Genomic DNA, 14,400 nt, shown 5'->3' on the forward strand with positions numbered 1-14,400 from the left:
GCTGGAGCGACTGTTGGACCGCACCACCGACATTCGCATCAGCGAAGCGCATCACGGCCCGCGGGGAGAGCGTCGCTACAACTACATCCCGACCTACATTTTGCGCGGGTTGACCGAGTTGCATCTGGAGTTCGACGCGGTCTCGGGTGATGCCCGATGAAGGTCACCGTCGACGAAGACCGCTGTGCGGGCCACGGAATGTGCCTGACGTTGTGCCCTGAGGTGTTCGAACTCAACGACGACGGCTGGGCGGTGGCGAACCCGGAGGAGGTTCCCGCCGAGCTGGAGTCCGCGGCGCGCGACGCGATCGCAAACTGCCCCGAACGCGCGATCCGCGAGATCGACTGACAAAGAAGGAGACTCGAATGGCGAAGGCGTACATCCTCATCACCGAGGACGTCAAGGATCCCGAGGGTATGGCGGAGTACGGCAAGGTGGCCAGCCAGACGATGGCGAGCGCGAACCTGCTGGCGTTCGACCAGAAGGCCGAGGTGATCGAGGGCACCTGGCACGGTACGCAGACCGTGCTGCTCGAGTTCGAATCCGAGGAAGCGGCAAAGGCGTGGTACTACTCCGACGAGTACCAGGCCGCGGCGAAGCTGCGTCAGGGCGCCGCCGACTGCAACGGCGTCATCCTGCACGGGCTGGGATAGTCGCGCGCGGCCGATGCGCACACTCGCGCGGCCGTGAACGTGCACAAAGTGCGGCTACCGCGCGGTGTGTCGTGTGCAAACACGCACGCTCAGCAGAACTTTCAGGCGGAAACCAGCGGGCCGGTCGGCTTCGTCGCGGTGGCATGCACCAGTAGCTCGGCCAACTCGCGCGGCCGGGACAGAAACGGCGAGTGCGACGTGTCGATGGTCAGCTGCTCGACGCCGAGGCGACGCGTCACCGTGTCGGCGAGCCAGCGCGGCATCGACTGATCCTGTAGGCAGCGAATGAAACTGCGGGGGAGGTCGGCTTCCCAGAACCGCGGGACGGACACCGGAGTCACGGTGGTGTCGCCGAACCGTTCAGGGCCCAGCCGCTCGAACGCCCAGCGCGCGGTGGACTCGTCGCAGTCGTGGTAGAAGTACTTCCACGCACCCTCGAAGTCCGCGAACCACATCGCACCGTCAGCGTCGAACTTCAGGTAGCCCAACATCTCTCCGACATCGGCGTCGAAGTCGTCACCGAGTTCCTCGGCGTCGTCACGCATCGCCATGGCCTCCGGATAGGTGCGACCTTCGCGGGGGAGCGCCGCCGCGAGATAGATGATGTGAGCGACCAGTTCAGGCGCGGCATCGGCGGCCAGCGTGGCGTCGAAGCCGCCGCCGGAGTGGCCGACCAGCACGCTCTTGTCCGAGCCGGCCCGCACCGCCGCGACGATGGCGTCGCGGCGGTTGGCCAGCGTCGACTCCTCGCCGACTCGTGTGCCGTGACCGGGCAGGTCCACCGCGACCGCCTCGTGGCCCAATCCCGTCAACTCGTCGATCGTGCGCTCCCAGCACCACGCGGCGTGAAAACCGCCGTGCACGAAGACGAATCGCATCAGTCCGTTACTCGTACCGGGACGTGCGACCATCCCGCGACATTCTGCATCGCCACCCGCCGGCAGTCGTCCCACAGCACCTCGTAGTGGGGGATCAGGTCGAGCAGCCGCTCCAGCGCGACCGCCGTCTCCATCCGCGCCAACGCCGCCCCCAGGCAGCTGTGTATGCCGTACCCGAAGCCGAGATTCTGCGCCTCGGTGCGGTTGCGGTCGATGTCGAACGTGTCGGGATCGGTGAAGGCCTCCGGATCGCGGTGTGCGGAGGCCTGCAGCAGGAACACCGGCTTGCCCTCGGGGATCGTCACACCGTGCAGGGTGACCTCGCGCATCGACCGCCGCACGTTGTAGTGCACCGGCGGTTCGTACCGCAACAGTTCCTCCACCGCGGCGGGAATCTTGCTGCGGTCGTCGAGCAGCTTCTGCCATTGCTCGGGATGCCGGGCGAACGTCACCGCCGCGTTGCCCACCAGCTTGGTCACCGTCTCGGCGCCGGCCCCTCCGAGTAGCGTTGCGAATCCCGCAATCTCGAAGTCGTCGAGCGACTCCTTCTGGCCGTCCTCGCGGGTGATCTCCGCGGCGATCAGGCGGCTGAACATGTCGTCCTGCGGGTGGGCCCGACGCTCCTGGATCAACTGGTAGTACAGCCCCATGGCCTCGGCGATGGCCTGCATGCCCTCCTCGGACATGTCGACCTGACCGGGCTCACGGTGCAGTGATGTGTCCACCCACTCCCGGACCTGCTGGCGGTGTTGCTCTGGCACACCGAGCATCTGGGTGATCACCTCGACCGGGAAGAACGCCGAGAAGTCGGCGACGATGTCGAAGTGCTTGGGGTCGGCCTTGGCGATGTAGCGGTCGATGGTGTCGGTCACCATCGGTCGCATCGCCTCGATCGCACGAGGCGTGAACACCTTGTTCACCAGGCTGCGCATGTGACGGTGCTCGGGCGGATCCATCAGGATGATCATCTTGGCGACGATCGGTTCATCGGACCGTATCGTCGCCAGATCCAGGCCGTACGCCGAGGAATAGGTGGCGAAGTCCTTGTACGCCGCCGCGACGTCCTCATGGCGCGACAGCGCGTAGAAGTCGTGCTCCTCGCTGTAGTAGACCGGCGCTTCCTCCCGCAGGCGGCGGTAGATCCCCCACGGCCCGTCGAAGTATTCCTGCGAGAACGGATCGAAGACGACTTTCGACGTCGTCATGCGTCTTCGATCGAGATGGCCTGACGTGGGCACTGGCGCACGGCTTCTCGGACCTGCTGCTCGTTCTCCGGCGTCACTTCTTCCTGCAGGACGTGCAGGTAATCCTGGTCGTCGAGATCGAACACCTCGGGGATGATGCCCATGCACACCCCGTTGCTCTCGCAGAGCCCGAAGTCGACGATGATCTTCTGCGTCATATGCGATCCCCCTCCGCTTCTCGCTGGGTCACTTGAGCACTCTCACGGGGACGTTGTGGTATCCGGCCACGTTCTGCATGTGCACGCGCTCCAGGCCGTCGAAGTCGACCTCGTAGCGCGGCATGAAATCGAGCAGGTGCTCGAGCGCGATCGTGGTCTCCAGCCGGGCCAGCGCGGCGCCCAGGCAGCTGTGGATGCCGTAGCCGAGACCGAGATTCGGCGACTGCGTGCGATCCCGGGTGATGTCGAACGTCTCGGCGTTGTCGAAGGCACGCGGGTCGCGGTTGGCGGCCGCCTTCATCAGGAACACCGGCTTGTGAGCAGGGATGGTGCCGCTGGGCACCTCGGCCTCTTTGAGCGTGTAGCGCACGTTGTACTGCACCGGGCCGACGTAGCGCAGCAGCTCCTCGACGGCGGCGGGGACGAGGCTGCGGTCGTCGAGCAGCATCTGCCACTGCTCCGGATGACGGGCGAACTCCACCACCGCGCTGCCGACGAGCTTGGTGACCGTCTCGGCACCGGCCCCGCCCAGCAGCGCGAGGAACCCGGTGATCTCCAGATCGTCGAGTTTGCGCATCTCACCGTTCTCGCCGGGAATCTCCGCGGCGATCAGGCGGCCGATCATGTCCTCCTGGGGGTTCTGCCGCCGCTCCTGCACCAGCCCGTAGTAGTACACGCCCGAGTCGATATTGGCCTGCATGTTCTCTTCGGAGAGCTCCAGCTGGCCGGGTTTGCGCTCGAGACCCTTGTCGATCCAGCGCCGGACCTGTTGACGGAACTCCTCAGGCACCCCGGCCATCCGGGTGATCACCTCGACCGGGAACGGACCCGAGAAATCCTGTACGACATCGAAATTGTCGGGATTGACCTGTGAGAGGTACTGCTCGACGAGTTCGGTGATGGTCTCGCGCTGCGACTGGATGGCTCGCGGGGTGAACGCCTTGTTGAGCAGGCTGCGCATGTGGCGGTGCTCGGGCGGATCCATGAAAATGATCGACTTGTGCGGGCCCTCTTCGCTGCGGACCATGGCCAGGTCGCATCCGCGGGAGGAGGAGAACGACTCGTGGTCCTTGAGCGCCGCGGCGACGTCCGCGTGCCGGGTCAGCGCGTAGAAGTCTTCTTCCTCGTCGTAGTAGATCGGCGCTTCGTCCCGCATCCGTTGGTAGATCTCGTACGGGTTGTCGAAGAACTCCTGCGACACGGGGTCGAACACGAGCTTGGGCTTGGTCATGGTCTCCTCTTTCGCGGCGGGCTGACGACCGCTTCCGTTACGCGAGGGCGCAATAATGTAACGCCTCTAGTATGCCTCACCGGATGCGTCCTGGTAAGGGGAATCGCCGCTGTTTATGGCCGGATTCCTGCATTGATGACCTCGTCCAGCAGGCCGAGGTCGCTGCCCAGTTCACTCGCGGTCTGTCGGACGACGGCGACGTCCTTGCCGATGAACTCGCCGACGTCGGCGACGAACCCTCTGACCGAGCCGCGCCCGGCGATGAACCCACCGACCCGGCTGGATCCGCTGCCGTGGGTGAGCGACTTGAGCAGGTCGCCCTCGGCAACGCCGAGCCGGGCGCCGAGGTCCACGGCGACCTGCAGCAGCCCGATCTGGGCGGCGAACAGGCTGTTGTTGACCAGCTTGACGGCCTGGCCCGCGCCGAGTTCGCCGACGTGCAGGATCGGGTCGCCGTAACTTGCCAACACCGGACGCACCTTGTCGACCGCCTCGTCGGTGCCGCCGACGAACAGCGTCACCTCACCGGCCGCGATGTTGTGCGGGCCACCGCTGACCGGCGCGTCGACCACATCGATGTCCGGGAAATCGGCCGCCAGCATGCGCGCGGTGGCCGGGCTGCCGGTCGTATGAATCAGCAGCGCGCCCCCGGGGCGAATGGCCGCCGCCAAACCGTCGGTCAGGCACACCTGCCGAACCTGTTCGTCGGTGAACACACAGACGACGACGACGACGGCGCCGTCGGCGACATCGGTAACACGGGCGACGGGTTCTGCGCCGATGTCACGGATCGCTGCGCACTTCTCGTCGGTTCTCCCGAGCGCGCGCACCTGGTGCCCGGACTCCACGAGGCGGCGCACCATCGGCGCGCCCATGCGCCCCGCCCCGACGAAGCCGACTCGCGTCACCGCGGGTGATCCATGTTCTCCAGCGCCGTATCGGCCACCGTGAACACCGAACCCTCCGGCACCGACGCGGTGGCCGCGATGCTGGCCGCATGCCGAACGTCCTTCTGCAGCAACGCGCCTGCGATCGGTGCGAGTCCCTCGACCGTGCCGCCGAATACCGCAATGCTGCCCAGCGCCTTGCTGGTGGCCGAGCCGCCGTTGAGCACCTCGGCCAGGCGCACACGCGGAATGCCCAGCGACTCACCGAGATCGAGTGTGCTCAGTGCACTGCCCAGGTTGGCGGTGAACAGCAGGTTGTTGAGGATCTTGGTGACCTGCCCGCTGCCCAGCGGGCCGAGATGCACGATCGGATCGGCGTAGGTCGCGAACACCGGGCGGCAGCGTTCGACCACATCCTCCTCGCCGCCCACCATCACCAGCAGTTTGCCTTCCTCGACGGCGGGCCCGCCACCGCTGACCGGTGCATCGATGACCGAAACGCCCTGTTTGGCAGCGACTTCGGCAATCTCCTTACACGTGTCGGGGTGCACGGTGCTGTGAATGGCGATGACGCCGCCGGAGGCCAGGCCGGCGAGCACACCGGACTCACCGTTGAGCACCTCGCGCACGTCGTCGTCGCCGACCACACAGAGGCAGACCAGGTCGCTGCCCGCGGCCAACTCCGCAGGCGTGCCCGCGGTCTTGGCGGCCGTGCCTGCGTACGGTTCGAGGCTCGCAGCCCGTCGAGCCCACAGTGTGGTCTCGAAACCGCCTTCGACGATCCGGCGGGCCATCGGCCCACCCTGGCTGCCCAGTCCGATGAATCCGACGCGCATCAATCCGCCTCCACTTTCTGCTCGGCCTTTCCGTCGGCCTTCTGAATTTCGACGCATTCGGTGACGAACGACAGCACGCGGTCGTGGTACTCCGCGGCCGCGAACGAAAGCGACAGGTTGTGACCGGCGCCGGCCTGTTCGTTGAGTACGAAGCGGGGCGACGCGGTGAACGCCGCCGCGACGTCGGCCAGCGCCTCGGGGTCGGTTCGCCACACCCGCTCGTGTTCGGCGACGGTGAACTGCACCGGCACCTCGACCCGGGCCGCCAGCGCCGGGAAGTTCCGCCGCGGCCAGTTTTTCGTCACGTCCGACTCGTACGGCGCGCCCGTCGACGAGTTCGTGATGCCGGAGAGCACCTCGGGCGGATACGCATCCGCGGGTTCCCACAGCAGTTCGCGCAGTCCTACCGGTCGGCGGGTGGCCGTCGTCGTTTTGAGGATCTCGGCGGCGGCGTCCGCGTACCGCAGACCGGTGCCTGCGAGGCCGAGACCGAGCACGGGGGCCTCTGCGGCCCGGTCACTAGCGGCCATGCGCACCGCAAGCTCGCAGCCCGCGGAGTGGCCGAGCAAGAACAGCCCTGCGCCACGGGGACTTTGACCAAGTACCTTGTCGACGGCCCCGAAGGCGAGCGCGACCCGCTGGTCGGGCTCGTGCATCGCATCCGGATACGGCGCCGAACTGCCGTACCCGGGGCGATCCAACGCCACCACGGTGATCCCTCGGCTCGGGCCGGTGCGCAACAACGACAGCTGGGGATGGCCCGGGCAGTCGAAATACGCTGCCGTGCTGGCGCCGCCGTGAAACGCGACGACGACGGCCGTCGGGTCGTCGGCCTCGGCGATCAGGCCCGACATGGGAACGCCGTCGACGAGGACGACGCGGGGTCGCGCGGCGGTGCTCACCCGTCCGTCCGCATCAGAATGGCCCCGCTCGGGGTGAGGCCGCCGCTGCTGACCACCGCGACCTTGGCGTCTTTGACCTGCCGCTCGCCCGCGTCGCCGCGCAACTGGCTGACCGCCTCGTGGATCAGGCCCATTCCGTGCGTGCGGCCATGCGACAGCTGACCGCCGTGGGTGTTCAGCGGAATCACCCCATCGCGGGTGATGGCCTTGCCGCCGTCGAGGAAGTCCTTGGCCTCGCCGATCCCGCAGAACCCGAGGGCCTCCAACCACGACAGGCAGTTGAACGAGAAGCCGTCGTACAACTCGGCGACGTCGACGTCCTTGGGTCGCAACGACGTTCGGGTCCACAGGTGAGCCGCCTGACCGAGCACCTGGGGTTCATGGGTCAGCGTGCTTTGGTCCCAGTCGGTGCGTTCGACGATCTGTGTGCCGACGGCCTCGAACAACACCGGTTTGTGCGGCATGTCTTTGGCGGTCTCGACTGCGGAGACGATGACCGCAACGGCGCCATCGCATGGGACGTCGCAGTCGTACAGGCCGAACGGCGTGGTGATCATCCGCGCGTTCAGGTAGTCGTCCATCGTCATGGGATCGCGGTAGATGGCGGTGGGGTTCAGCGCCGCGTTCGCCCGCTGGTTCAGCGCGATCCAGCCGAGCGTCTCACGCGTCGTGCCGTAGCGCTCGAAGTGGCGCTGAGCGTTCAGCGCCAGCGTGTGCGCTGCCGACATCGCGCCGAAGGGCATCTGCCAGCTCGACGTTCGGGCGCCACCCGGCGGTGATGCCTTGCCCTCCTTCATCAGCTGCTGGAACGTCGCCTCCCACAACGTGCGGAAGCACAGCACGTGACGGGCCATACCGGTGGCGACGGCCATCATCGCGGCGATGACGGAGCCGCCGGGGCCGAACGTGTCCATGCCGCCGTTGATCCACGCCGGCCTGAGGCCGAGGGCGCCCTCGAGTGCGGCCACGCCGCCTTCGCCCATGCCGGCGATGTCCAACCCGGGGTAGGTCGACAGGCCGTCGATGTCGTCGAACGTCAATCCCGCATCGGCGACGGCGGCTTCGCACGCTTCGATCGTCAGCGACAGCGGCGGCACCATCAGCCGGCGGCCCAGCCGCGAGGCCCCGATGCCGGTGATCGCCGAGTGCTCCTCGAACCGCTGACGGGTCAGCGGTTGACTCACGTGACGGCCGAAGTCCTGCGGCGCGATCTCGTCTTCGGCCACCGGACCGCTTTGCCCGTCGGTGCCGGGTTTGAAGACCGGCAGCCAGACGTCGTCGATCTGCTGAAAGCTGACCTCGACGAGCTGGCCGAGCTTCAGGTCGTCGGGGTCGCAGTCAACGATGTTGGTGGTCAACCGAACTCGCGGATCCTCCACGATGGCCACCTGTGCCACCACATAGGGCGGCGGCAGGTCCGGAAAGCCGAACCGGTGGTTGACGGTGAACGCCGACAGCGTCGCCTTACCGGAGACGTCACGGACGCCCATGTTGCGTCCCCGGCAATAGCGGCACACCGGTTGCGGCGGGTGGATCAGCGATTCACAGTCGCGGCATTCCTGGATGCGCAGCACGCCGTCGGCGCCGGCGGTCCAGAAGAACTCGTTGAGTACCGTCAGCTCAGGTAGTGGTCTGGTCACCGCACGAATCCCGAGATCGCCTCGCTGCCGTCGGTATTGGGATCGGGCTCGGGTACCTCATGCGCCTCCTGGTGCACGGCGTTGTCGCCGGACGGCCGGTGTTCGCCCATGTAGATGATCGCGTGCACCGGGCAGTCCAGCAGCGCGCGCATCACCGCGTCCCTGTCCTTCTCGGGGACCGTGCCATCGCCGATCAGGGACGCGTAACCCCAGTCGTCGAGCGAGAAGTACTCGGGGGCGTGTTTGGCGCAGATCCCGAAGCCGTCACACAGCGTCCGGTCGAGCCGGATTCGCAAGCCGTCACTCATGATCGAGCCACTGCCTCCACTTCGTAAGGTCGCACGGCGGCGAACGCGCCGGTGCTACAGGCCGCGCAGTCGTTGGCGAGGTGGCGAGCCACCACCTGGGGGAATTGCCGCAGCAGGCTCGCCGCGACGTTGGTGGCGCCATCGAGGGTGCCGCAGGCGCCGCGACCGCGAAGCACCACCGACCAGCGTTCGAGCCGGGTGACGTCCTCCTGGGTGGCCACACCGTCGCGCAGCGCCGAGGTCACCGCGGCCATCGCGGCCGTGCCGTTGAAGCAGGACCCGCACTGGCCGGCGTTCTCCCGGTCGAAGTACGACATCACCGCCGCGGCCACCGCGACGGGGCAGTCGTCGGTGAGGATCGAGATCGCCCCACACCCGAGACCGCTGCCGAGCCGTCGGACCGACTCGTGATCGAGCGTCGCATCGAGGATGTCGGTGTTGACCAGCCCCGCGAAGTAGCCGCCCATCAAGACGCCCGTCACCGCCTCCTTGGCCAGCCCATGTACCTGCAGGAGTTCGGAAAATGCTGCGCCATGCGGAATTTCGTACAGCGCCGCAGGACGGCCGCCGCCGGTGATGGTCGCCAGGAACGTACCGGGCGACATCGGCGTGCCGACCGACCGGAACTTCTCGGCGCCGTGCTCGTGGATGTAGGGCAGGTTGGCCAGCGTCTCGACGTTGCTGACCATCGTCGGCAGCCCGTCGACGCCCTCCTCGAAGGGCCGCGGGGGTTTGTCGGTGGGTTTGGCGGGGCCGCCGTTGATGCGCCGGACCGCGGCGGTCTCCTCGCCTGCGACGTAGCCGGGTTCGACTGTGACGAGGGTGATCTCGGTGCCGCCGAAGGCCTCCGCAGGTACCTCGCTCAACGCTGCGCTGACAGCGGTCGCCGCCTGGTCGTCGGAGACGTAGACGTAAGCCCGTCGGGCAGCGGCGACAGCCGTCGCCAGGCGCAGACCGTCGAGCACGAGATGGGGCCGGTTGCGCAGCAGCCAACGATCCTTGACCGAGGCGGGTTCACCCTCCTCGCCGTTGGCCACGACGACGGTTTCCGAGCCGCGCCGGTTGGCGTTGTGCACGGTGCGCAGCTTGGTGCCGATCGGGAACGCGGCGCCGCCACGGCCCAGCAGACCCGACAGGTCGACCTGTTCCAGCAGCGCATCGGCGTCGATCAACGGGCGGTAGCCGCCCGTGCGGGTGTACTCGGCATAGTCCTCGCTGCCGGCCTCCGACGGGCGTAACAGCCGCGGTGCGCAATCCGGCCAGGCGGTCACGGCGAGTTCGGTGGCGGTAGAGGTCATGGCTGGTCCTTCCGGCCCGCGGATAGGCTGACGGACATGAGGACTGCGGTCGTGCGCGTCGGTGTCGACAAGGCGGGCGAGCTCGCGCCTGCCCAGCTCGAGGACGGCATGGCTCGGCTCCGCGATTCTGCGGCCACCCACGGGATCGAGGTGGTGGCCAACAACCTGCCCGCGATGCCGGCGCAACGCCGCGAGGTCGAGTTGTTGATTGCCGGGGACGATCCCGACGAACTCCGTCGCGTCGCGATCGAGCTGTGCGGGAAGGCATTCGGCACCACGCCTGTGCCCGGAGTGCTGACGTTCATCAGCCGCGGTACCGACGACGACGCCCACGGCGTGCTGGCCGGCCTCGGGCTCACCGGCGAGATCGAACGCAAATCCGGCGACGACGGCTGGGACGTGGTGTACGTGACGCTGCGCAGAGCCGACCTCGAACGCGTGCCCGAGAGCCGGGTCCACACCGCGTTGGAGGCCTCGCTCAACTGCGAGGTCCACATCCGCATCACCTGAGCCGGAGCGAGGGACCACGCGATCGCCGGGGAGCCGTCCATCAACTGTCCAGGAACTTCAGGATCGCGGGCGCGGCCTGCACCCACGTATCGAACATGTTGAACCGCTTGATCTTCCCGGAAGCGCGTGCCTCGCCGGCGCGCTCCCACGCATCCTCGGGCCAGGGTGGATCGATCAGTTGCGAACCCTTGATCAGACAGCTGACCTCCAGCGAGGTTCGCTTCGGGTGGTCCAGATCGTTTTCACCACCGCGGATGATCAGCGTCGGGACCTTGATGTTGTCGAACATCTCGTCCTCAACACCGGGGATGGTCTGGCCGGGTTTCGGCACGAACGCGTTGAGCCAACGCAGCATCAGCTTGAGGAACGCGTCGGGGTCCTGGCTGAGGATCCGTTCGCGGTTGGCGGGGTTCTCCTCGATGCGCTGCTTCCATTCATCGACCGCGGCGACCGCCTTCATCCCCGCACCGCGCACGGCCAGGATGCTGGGCACGATGTAGTACGAGCCCAGCACGAATGAGCCGTACACGCCGCCGACGATGTTCCACACCACCAGCTTTCGCGCGATTTCCGGGTACAGCATGGTGGTCAGCATCGAGTCGCGGGCCCCACCGGATCCGCCCGCGATGATGCACGGACCGATGTCGAGCCCGGTGATCAACGCGTGCAGCGTCTCGGCGCGCATATGCGATTCGCTCTGGCCGTAGAACTGCACGTCGGACTTGCCGCAGTTCGGCCGGTCCCACAGCAGGACCCGGTATCCGCCCTTGACGAGTTCCTGTGCCAGCGGTCGAAGGCCGTCGATGTCCTTGCTGAACCGCCCGCCCGGCGTCAACGCGATGAAATCGCCTTCCTTGCCGAGGATCTCGTAGACGACGTTGCCGCCGTTGATCTCCATCATCTTCTCGCCCCGCTTGAGCTTGGGGCCGAGCTTCTCCGGCGCGCTCATGCCTGCACCAACACCTCGTTGCCGACCACCCGTACGGGGTAGGTCCGGATCGACCACTCCGGCTTGACCGCCGTCGTGCCGGTGGCCAGTTCGAAACCCCACTGGTGCCAAGGGCAGTAGATGTACTCCATATCGCGAACCATCACCGAGTCACCGGGGACGCTTTCGTCGACGATCGTGCGACCGCGGGCCCGCCCGGAGCACAGAGGCCCACCCTCGTGCGGGCAGTAGTTGGCGATCGCGTAGAACGTGCCGTTGACGTTGTACACCCCGACGCCGTGGCGTCCGATCGGCACGAGTTTGTGCTTGCCCGGCGGGATTTCGTCGACCGTGGCCACCACGTGTTCACGCCCCTGGGCCAGGCGGGGCGTCTTCTGCTCTTCGGCTATTTCTCTGCTCGCTTCGCTCGTGCTCTCCGTGCTCATCTACTCAGAACACCCGCACCTGGCCCTCGAGGGCCGGAACCGTGTCGGGAAGGTGGTAGGTCGCGATGCCGTTGCGGAACATCACCGCTTCGCGGGCGTGCTCGGGCAGATGCTTGACCAGCCAGCGCGGGTCGTCGAACGTCCAGTGCGGGTAGTCCGACGAGTACAGCAGGATCTTCTCGCACTCCATCCACTCGAACGCACGCGAGAGCTCCGTCTTGTCCTCGGGGTAATCCAACGGCTGGGTGGTGAACTTGATGTGGTCCTTGACGTACTCGGACGGTTTGCGCTTGATGTCCACCCACGACTTGCGGGCCTCGTAGATGGCGTCCATCCGCCACATCAACGGCAGGATCCATGTGAAAGCGTGCTCCACCAACACGATTCGCAATGTCGGGAACCGGTCGAAGAGGCCGTCGAAGATCATGCTCATCACCTGGTTCGCCGCCAGCAGCGAGTAGGTGACCATGAAATCGTGGTTGTAGCTGGGGAATCCGACCGGCGGGATCGGCAGTTCCTCGTGGTGGCTTCGCGACAGGTGACAGCTGACCGTGATGTCGTTCTTGGTCGCCGCCTCCCAGATCGGGTTGTACTTCGGGTCGCCCCAGGCCGGGCGGGGCTCGGCCTTGATCAGGATCTGGCCCATGTAGGGGTGGCCCGCCCAGCGCTCGATCTCGCGAGCCGAATCCTCCGGCGCCTCGATGGCCACGCAGATCGATCCGCGCCACCGCTCGTGCCAGTTGTTCTTGCTGTCCAGCCAGTGGTTGGCCTGCCAGTCGTTGAGCGCGACGCTCATCGCGTGGTTGACCTCGGGGAAGCGGGCCGGATACGCGGCGGGCTCGAGGATGGCGATGTCGGCGCCCGCCTCCATGATCAGCTGCTTGAACGCCAGATCCGGATCACTGCCCGCGAAGTTGCCGTCCGACGGGAACGTATCGACCCGCATGGCGTAGGCGTGCGCGTAGTCCGGCGCGTCGTAGTAGATCTGGTCGCCGATTCGCCGGGTCAGGAAGTACTTGCTGCGCCACGGCTCCGGGATGTATGGCGTCAACTCGCCGGCTCGGGGCGTCGGATGGACGTCGGAGTCGACGCAGCGCACCGCGACGCGCTCGGCCGCCGGCTTCCGCTCTGTCACTGTCACCGTCATCGTGGTCTCCTGCCTTTCGAAAGCTTGCCGGCCATGATCACTGTGCGCCGACCCCGGCCCCGACGTCGATGCCGTAGAGGTCGGCGGCATTGCGCCAGCACAGTTTCTCGCGCTGCTCGTCGTTGTACGCGGCGGGCACTTTCAGATCGTTGAGCTGCCAGTGCGGATAACTCGACCCGTACATCACCATGTCCTCTTTGCCGGTGAAGCTCAACCACTCACCGGCGTAGTCCACATCGCCGGGCCCATCCATCGCACCTTGCACGAAGTACGTGTGACCGGGCAGATAGTCGCTGGGCATCCGCGGCGCCCACGGCGTCTGCTCCAGATGCGGGCGCCCGAAGCAGTCCATCCGCCAGATGAACGGGGTCAGCAGGTCGGCCGCACCGTCGGCCCAGACGAACTTCAGCGTGGGCATCCGTTCGAATACCCCTTCGACGATGAGGTTCATCAGGTGATACAGGTAGTTCAGCGCCATGAAGCTGACGTAGTTCTCGTACGTCCTCGGCACGCCGGACGGCGTCGGCGCGAACTGGATCCCCGCACCTACCTCGATGTGCACCGCAACAGGCAGGTTCGCCTCGTTGGCGGCCTCCCACAGGGGCCAGAACTGCGGCTTTCCGTACAACTCGCGGGACTGCAGCGGCACGCCGATCTGCACCACCCGGGGATGGTCGGTGTACTTCGCGATCTCACGCAAGGAGCCGGGGATGTCATCGGGGTTGATTCGGATGGTCCCACGGAACCGGTCGGCGTACGGGTTGTCCTCGAGCCAGCGGGTCACCATCATCTCGTTGTGCGCCGCTGCGATCGCGGTGCCCAGATGGCGGTCCGGCATGATGCCGCGGGTCATCGGATGCAGGATTGCGACGTCGACGCCGCGCTCGTCGAACAGCTGCTGCCCGACGAACTCGGGGTCCGAGCCGGGGTAGCGGCGGTCGCCGTCGGTGCCGGGGGCGTATTCGCCGCCAGGGGCGCCGTACCAGTCCATCTCGTAGTCGGGGAATCCGCGGCTCTTGAACGGCTCGCGAAGGAAGCTGCGGAAGTCCTTGTTCGACTTGCTGAAGATGTGCACGCTGGCATCGATGACGGGCGTCGTGAAACCAGACGGGGTCCCGTCCTGAATCTGCATCACCAAGGCTGTTCCTCCGTGTCATCCGGCCGTCGGCAGGCGCAGAAGAGCGCTGCGCGAGCGCCGAACATATCCCAGTGTAAAGCGTTGTTCTTCAATCGCAAGAATCTAGTTCTCTACGAACTGCTTACTTTTGCGCAGGTCAGGGTGTGTGCTGGTCAACTGCATGACACGCGGACAGCGAAACGCGGTAGTCAGATCA

The 14,400-nt window shown here is 66.5% G+C and carries 17 protein-coding genes and 1 pseudogene; 4 read left to right on the forward strand and 14 right to left on the reverse strand.

The window, feature by feature from the left end:
• From A5698_RS28595 to A5698_RS12640, 3 genes and pseudogenes are all read left to right on the forward strand, one after another.
• Window positions 1-160: pseudogene (locus A5698_RS28595) on the forward strand (cytochrome P450); the annotation flags it as partial.
• Complete coding sequence (locus tag A5698_RS12635; RefSeq protein WP_064350274.1) at window positions 157-348, forward strand: ferredoxin; 192 nt, start codon at window positions 157-159, stop codon at window positions 346-348. The pseudogene A5698_RS28595 and the gene A5698_RS12635, both read left to right, overlap by 4 nt.
• Before the next feature lie 17 nt (window positions 349-365).
• Complete coding sequence (locus tag A5698_RS12640; RefSeq protein ID WP_068297075.1) at window positions 366-653, forward strand: DUF1330 domain-containing protein; 288 nt, start codon at window positions 366-368, stop codon at window positions 651-653.
• 101 nt (window positions 654-754) lie between these two features.
• Here A5698_RS12640 and A5698_RS12645 read toward each other — a convergent pair whose 3' ends face one another.
• The 10 genes from A5698_RS12645 to A5698_RS12690 all read right to left on the reverse strand — a co-directional run bounded on the left by A5698_RS12645 (window position 755) and on the right by A5698_RS12690 (window position 10,035).
• On the reverse strand, window positions 755-1,531 hold the full coding sequence (locus A5698_RS12645) for an alpha/beta fold hydrolase (RefSeq protein ID WP_068297077.1): 777 nt from the start codon (window positions 1,529-1,531) through the stop codon (window positions 755-757).
• The gene (locus A5698_RS12650; protein ID WP_068297080.1) at window positions 1,531-2,736 is read right to left on the reverse strand and encodes a cytochrome P450; all 1,206 of its coding nucleotides are present in this window, start codon (window positions 2,734-2,736) and stop codon (window positions 1,531-1,533) included. The genes A5698_RS12645 and A5698_RS12650 overlap by 1 nt, the downstream gene beginning before the upstream one ends.
• On the reverse strand, window positions 2,733-2,933 hold the full coding sequence (locus tag A5698_RS12655; RefSeq protein WP_067082893.1) for a ferredoxin: 201 nt from the start codon (window positions 2,931-2,933) through the stop codon (window positions 2,733-2,735). Before A5698_RS12655 ends, A5698_RS12650 begins: the two co-directional genes overlap by 4 nt.
• A gap of 28 nt (window positions 2,934-2,961) precedes the next feature.
• Window positions 2,962-4,164, reverse strand: a complete 1,203-nt coding sequence (locus A5698_RS12660) for a cytochrome P450 (protein ID WP_068297082.1) — start codon at window positions 4,162-4,164, stop codon at window positions 2,962-2,964.
• Window positions 4,165-4,277: 113 nt separating this feature from the next.
• Complete coding sequence (locus A5698_RS12665) at window positions 4,278-5,072, reverse strand: NAD(P)-dependent oxidoreductase (protein WP_068297085.1); 795 nt, start codon at window positions 5,070-5,072, stop codon at window positions 4,278-4,280.
• Entirely contained in the window at window positions 5,069-5,887 is an 819-nt protein-coding gene (locus tag A5698_RS12670) for an NAD(P)-dependent oxidoreductase (protein ID WP_068297088.1), read from the reverse strand. The genes A5698_RS12665 and A5698_RS12670 overlap by 4 nt, the downstream gene beginning before the upstream one ends.
• Window positions 5,887-6,741, reverse strand: a complete 855-nt coding sequence (locus A5698_RS12675) for an alpha/beta hydrolase (RefSeq protein ID WP_068297138.1) — start codon at window positions 6,739-6,741, stop codon at window positions 5,887-5,889. Before A5698_RS12675 ends, A5698_RS12670 begins: the two co-directional genes overlap by 1 nt.
• A 44-nt stretch (window positions 6,742-6,785) precedes the next feature.
• The gene (locus A5698_RS12680; protein WP_068297091.1) at window positions 6,786-8,429 is read right to left on the reverse strand and encodes a thiolase C-terminal domain-containing protein; all 1,644 of its coding nucleotides are present in this window, start codon (window positions 8,427-8,429) and stop codon (window positions 6,786-6,788) included.
• Window positions 8,426-8,737: a ferredoxin gene (locus A5698_RS12685; RefSeq protein WP_067082878.1), complete on the reverse strand. Its 312-nt coding sequence runs from the start codon at window positions 8,735-8,737 to the stop codon at window positions 8,426-8,428. The genes A5698_RS12680 and A5698_RS12685 overlap by 4 nt, the downstream gene beginning before the upstream one ends.
• On the reverse strand, window positions 8,734-10,035 hold the full coding sequence (locus tag A5698_RS12690) for an NADH-ubiquinone oxidoreductase-F iron-sulfur binding region domain-containing protein (protein WP_068297094.1): 1,302 nt from the start codon (window positions 10,033-10,035) through the stop codon (window positions 8,734-8,736). The genes A5698_RS12685 and A5698_RS12690 overlap by 4 nt, the downstream gene beginning before the upstream one ends.
• A 36-nt stretch (window positions 10,036-10,071) precedes the next feature.
• On the opposite strand from A5698_RS12690, the gene A5698_RS12695 reads away from it, so the two are divergent.
• The gene (locus A5698_RS12695; protein WP_068297097.1) at window positions 10,072-10,545 is read left to right on the forward strand and encodes a hypothetical protein; all 474 of its coding nucleotides are present in this window, start codon (window positions 10,072-10,074) and stop codon (window positions 10,543-10,545) included.
• A 40-nt stretch (window positions 10,546-10,585) separates the two neighbouring features.
• Here the strand turns inward: A5698_RS12695 and A5698_RS12700 are convergent, their stop codons facing one another.
• Genes A5698_RS12700 through A5698_RS12715 form a run of 4 tightly spaced genes read right to left on the reverse strand, consistent with a single transcriptional unit; the run spans window position 10,586 to window position 14,198 of the window.
• The gene (locus A5698_RS12700; RefSeq protein ID WP_068297100.1) at window positions 10,586-11,494 is read right to left on the reverse strand and encodes an alpha/beta fold hydrolase; all 909 of its coding nucleotides are present in this window, start codon (window positions 11,492-11,494) and stop codon (window positions 10,586-10,588) included.
• A complete protein-coding gene (locus tag A5698_RS12705; protein WP_068297105.1) occupies window positions 11,491-11,919 on the reverse strand; it encodes a Rieske (2Fe-2S) protein in 429 nt (142 codons plus the stop codon). Before A5698_RS12705 ends, A5698_RS12700 begins: the two co-directional genes overlap by 4 nt.
• Window positions 11,920-11,923: 4 nt before the next feature.
• A complete protein-coding gene (locus A5698_RS12710; RefSeq protein ID WP_067289893.1) occupies window positions 11,924-13,066 on the reverse strand; it encodes an amidohydrolase family protein in 1,143 nt (380 codons plus the stop codon).
• A 37-nt stretch (window positions 13,067-13,103) separates the two neighbouring features.
• Window positions 13,104-14,198 carry an amidohydrolase family protein gene (locus tag A5698_RS12715; RefSeq protein WP_068297108.1) on the reverse strand — a complete coding sequence of 365 codons (1,095 nt, stop codon included), beginning with the start codon at window positions 14,196-14,198 and terminating at the stop codon, window positions 13,104-13,106.
• Window positions 14,199-14,400: the final 202 nt, after the last annotated feature.

This window comes from Mycobacterium sp. E136, from assembly GCF_001666865.1.
Lineage (GTDB): Bacteria > Actinomycetota > Actinomycetes > Mycobacteriales > Mycobacteriaceae > Mycobacterium.

Excerpts from the sequence above, each read along its gene's own strand:
- A5698_RS12635 (WP_064350274.1), top strand. The coding sequence starts at position 157 with ATGAAGGTCACCGTCGACGAAGACCGCTGTGCGGGCCACGGAATGTGC.
- A5698_RS12715 (WP_068297108.1), bottom strand. The coding sequence starts at position 14,198 with ATGCAGATTCAGGACGGGACCCCGTCTGGTTTCACGACGCCCGTCATC.
- A5698_RS12700 (WP_068297100.1), bottom strand. The coding sequence starts at position 11,494 with ATGAGCGCGCCGGAGAAGCTCGGCCCCAAGCTCAAGCGGGGCGAGAAG.
- A5698_RS12685 (WP_067082878.1), bottom strand. The coding sequence starts at position 8,737 with ATGAGTGACGGCTTGCGAATCCGGCTCGACCGGACGCTGTGTGACGGC.
- A5698_RS12710 (WP_067289893.1), bottom strand. The coding sequence starts at position 13,066 with ATGACGGTGACAGTGACAGAGCGGAAGCCGGCGGCCGAGCGCGTCGCG.
- A5698_RS12655 (WP_067082893.1), bottom strand. The coding sequence starts at position 2,933 with ATGACGCAGAAGATCATCGTCGACTTCGGGCTCTGCGAGAGCAACGGG.
- A5698_RS12670 (WP_068297088.1), bottom strand. The coding sequence starts at position 5,887 with ATGCGCGTCGGATTCATCGGACTGGGCAGCCAGGGTGGGCCGATGGCC.
- A5698_RS12675 (WP_068297138.1), bottom strand. The coding sequence starts at position 6,741 with ATGTCGGGCCTGATCGCCGAGGCCGACGACCCGACGGCCGTCGTCGTC.
- A5698_RS12695 (WP_068297097.1), top strand. The coding sequence starts at position 10,072 with ATGAGGACTGCGGTCGTGCGCGTCGGTGTCGACAAGGCGGGCGAGCTC.
- A5698_RS12645 (WP_068297077.1), bottom strand. The coding sequence starts at position 1,531 with ATGCGATTCGTCTTCGTGCACGGCGGTTTTCACGCCGCGTGGTGCTGG.
- A5698_RS12650 (WP_068297080.1), bottom strand. The coding sequence starts at position 2,736 with ATGACGACGTCGAAAGTCGTCTTCGATCCGTTCTCGCAGGAATACTTC.
- A5698_RS12640 (WP_068297075.1), top strand. The coding sequence starts at position 366 with ATGGCGAAGGCGTACATCCTCATCACCGAGGACGTCAAGGATCCCGAG.
- A5698_RS12690 (WP_068297094.1), bottom strand. The coding sequence starts at position 10,035 with ATGACCTCTACCGCCACCGAACTCGCCGTGACCGCCTGGCCGGATTGC.
- A5698_RS12705 (WP_068297105.1), bottom strand. The coding sequence starts at position 11,919 with ATGAGCACGGAGAGCACGAGCGAAGCGAGCAGAGAAATAGCCGAAGAG.
- A5698_RS12660 (WP_068297082.1), bottom strand. The coding sequence starts at position 4,164 with ATGACCAAGCCCAAGCTCGTGTTCGACCCCGTGTCGCAGGAGTTCTTC.